This is a genomic window from Kineococcus indalonis, assembly GCF_009906395.1.
In the GTDB taxonomy this organism is placed as follows: Bacteria; Actinomycetota; Actinomycetes; order Actinomycetales; family Kineococcaceae; genus Kineococcus; species Kineococcus indalonis.
The window spans coordinates 1-2,762 of sequence record NZ_JAAALM010000523.1; the positions used below are offsets into that span (position 1 = coordinate 1).

The 2,762-nt window shown below is 76.5% G+C and carries 3 protein-coding genes and 1 tRNA gene; 1 reads left to right on the forward strand and 3 read right to left on the reverse strand.

Annotation, left to right across the window (positions count from 1 at the left end; all coding sequences use genetic code 11):
• The 3 genes from GTR00_RS18335 to GTR00_RS18345 all read right to left on the reverse strand — a co-directional run.
• Positions 1 to 1,281: Stp1/IreP family PP2C-type Ser/Thr phosphatase (locus GTR00_RS18335; protein WP_166613009.1), on the reverse strand; the 1,281-nt coding region annotated here is incomplete at its 3' end.
• Positions 1,282 to 1,288: 7 nt separating this feature from the next.
• Entirely contained in the window at positions 1,289 to 1,777 is a 489-nt protein-coding gene (locus GTR00_RS18340; protein ID WP_166613010.1) for an FHA domain-containing protein FhaB/FipA, read from the reverse strand.
• A 7-nt stretch (positions 1,778 to 1,784) separates the two neighbouring features.
• Positions 1,785 to 2,489 (reverse strand): FhaA domain-containing protein, encoded by a 705-nt coding sequence (locus tag GTR00_RS18345; RefSeq protein ID WP_166613011.1) that lies wholly within the window; start codon positions 2,487 to 2,489, stop codon positions 1,785 to 1,787.
• A gap of 131 nt (positions 2,490 to 2,620) precedes the next feature.
• Between GTR00_RS18345 and GTR00_RS18350 the strand changes: the two genes are divergently transcribed.
• Positions 2,621 to 2,704: transfer RNA gene (locus GTR00_RS18350), tRNA-Leu, on the forward strand.
• The last annotated feature ends 58 nt before the right edge of the window (positions 2,705 to 2,762 follow it).

A 2,762-nucleotide genomic window follows, 5' to 3' on the forward strand; every position in this document is an offset into this window, starting at 1 on the left:
CCCGCCGGTGGCGGTGGGCGCCGGGACGGGCGCGGGCGGGCGGGCGGCGGCGCGGCACTCCTGCGCGATGCCCTCCAGCTCCTGGACCGTCTCGCGCGCCGCGGCCAGGCTCGTCGAGCTCAGGCGCCCGGTGACCAGGGAGACGTACCTGCTGGGCAGGTCGGACAGCGCGATGTCCGTGCGCTCCACCACGTGCGAGGTGCTCACCGGGCCGATGTCCTGCGTCAGCCCGCGGAAGAGGGCGACCTCGCCGCCGTCGACGCCCACGAAGTACTGCTGCTGGCTCCAGCGCCACCCGGCCCAGGCGCCGCCGGCGAGCAGCAGCACCAGCACCAGCGGCCCGGCGACCCAGCCGCGGCGCCGCCGGCGGCGCCGGCGCGCCTCCTCGGCCGGGTCGGGGCCGGGATCGTCGTCCTCCTGGTCGTCGTCGCCGTCGCCGGCCGCGCGCAGCGCCGCCGCCCGCGCGGCCGGGGTGCCGGCGGCGCTGGAGCGGCGGGGCCGGTGGAAGGCGGCCGCGCCCACGACCTGCGGGGTCGTGGAGGGCGGCGGGCCGCCGCCGAGCTCGACGACGTCGGCGACCACGCAGGAGACGTTGTCGGGCCCGCCGCCGCGCAGCGCGAGCTCCACGAGGCGCTCGCACGTGGTGTCGGGCGCCTCCCCGGCGGCGAGGGTCTCCTGCAGCGTCTCGTGGCTGACCACGCCGGACAGGCCGTCCGAGCACAGCAGGTAGCGGTCGCCGGGGCGGGCCTCGCGCACCGAGACGTCGGCGGTGTCGTCGTCGCGGCCGGTGAGCACGCGCATGATCACCGAGCGCTGGGGGTGGCGCTCGGCCTCCTCGGCGCTGATGCGGCCCTCGTCGATGAGGGACTGCACGTAGCTGTGGTCGCGGGTGAGCTGGGTCAGCTGCCCGTCGCGCAGCAGGTAGCCGCGCGAGTCGCCGATGTGGGCCAGGACCAGGCGCGAGCCGGCGCGCAGCACCGCGGTGACCGTGGTGCCCATGCCGGCCAGCTCCGGCTCGTGGGACACGCGCCGGCGCAGCTGCTCGTTGGCCGCCTCCAGCGCGCGGTGCAGGTGCTCGGCGGCGTCGTCGCTGCCGTGCGACTCCCCGTCCAGCACGGACAGCTCGCCCACGGCGAGGGAGGAGGCGACGTCGCCGCCGGCGTGCCCGCCCATGCCGTCGGCGACGACGAGCAGGTGCGGGCCGGCGTAGCCGGAGTCCTGGTTGGTGGAGCGCACCAGCCCGACGTCGGAGCGGGCGGCGTAGCGCAGGGCGATGGCCACGGGCCGCTCACCTCCGCAGTTCGAGCACGGTCCGCCCGATGCGCAGCGGCGTGCCGGGTTCGAAGGGCTGCGGCGCGCTCAGGCGCTCGCGCCCCAGGTGGGTGCCGTTGGTGGACTGCAGGTCCTCCACGACCCAGCCGGTGCCGCCCTCGGCGGGGGTGATGCGCACGTGGCGGGTGGAGGCGTACTCGTCGTCCAGCACGAGGGTGCAGTCCGCGCCGCGGCCGATGAGCACCGGCGCCCGCCCCAGCGCCAGCGTGGTGCCGCGCAGGGAGCCCTCGGTGACGACCAGGGTGGCGCGCTCGCGCCGCGGCGCGGGGGTCTCGGGCTCGGCGGCCGCGGCGCGGCTGCGGCGCGGGCGCTCCCGCTCGGTGCGCCGCGCGGTGACGCGCGTGCCGAGCAGGTCGGTGCGCAGCACGCCGACCACGGCCAGCACGAAGGCCCACAGCAGGGCCAGCAGGCCGAGCCGCAGCACGGTCAGGGTGAGCTCGCTCACGGGCTCCTCAGGTCCAGCCCTCGTCGCGGCGCGCGGCGCGGTAGACCGCGCGGGTGCGCCCGAGGGTGATCGTCGTGCCGTCGAACAGGTCGGTGGAGGAGACGCGCTCCCCGTCCACGAAGGTGCCGTTGGTGGAGCCGAGGTCCACCAGGCGGGCGCCGGAGGCGCTCACGCGCACCTCGGCGTGCCGGCGGGAGACGCCGGGGTCGTCGACGACCACGTCGGCGTCGGAGCCCCGTCCGATGACGGTGACGGCCTCGGTGAGCACGTAGCCGCGCCCGTCGACCTCCAGCTGCGGGCGCCCGGCGGTGGAGGCGCGGCCGGTGGCCGGGGCCACCCGCCCCTTCACGGTGGAGCTGAGGACGCGGAAGACGCCGGTCTCGAGGTCGTCGGACTCGTGGAAGTCCACCCGCACGGGGCCGACGAAGGAGTAGCGCTGCTTCTCGGCGTGCTGGGTGACCGCGGCGACGAGCTCGTCGGCCAGCGTGTCCTGCCAGGAGGCGATCTTGTCGTGGTCGGTGCGGCCGAGCTCCACGATGAAGCTGTTGGGCACCAGCGTGCGGCCGCGGGCCAGCACGGCGGCGCGGTCGTCGAGCTCGCGGCGCAGGGCGCTGGCGACCTCCACGGGCTGCACCTCGCTGCGGAAGGCGCGCGCGAAGACGCCGTTGACGGCGCGCTCGACGCCGCGCTCGAACCGGTCGAGCACTCCCACGCCACGCCCCCCTCCGCCTCGGCCCCCGGTGATCCGTCGCTCGCATCGTAGCTGCGCGGGGGCGCGCAGCCCCTGCTGAGACGAGGGGTGTCCGTGGAGGCCTCGTGGACCTGCTAAGGTTCTACCTGTCTGCGCGAGTGGCGGAATAGGCAGACGCGCACGGTTCAGGTCCGTGTGCCCGAAAGGGCGTGGGGGTTCAACTCCCCCCTCGCGCACAGGGTGAAGGCCCCGGTCGATCTCGACCGGGGCCTTCGTCGTCCCCGGGACCCCCAC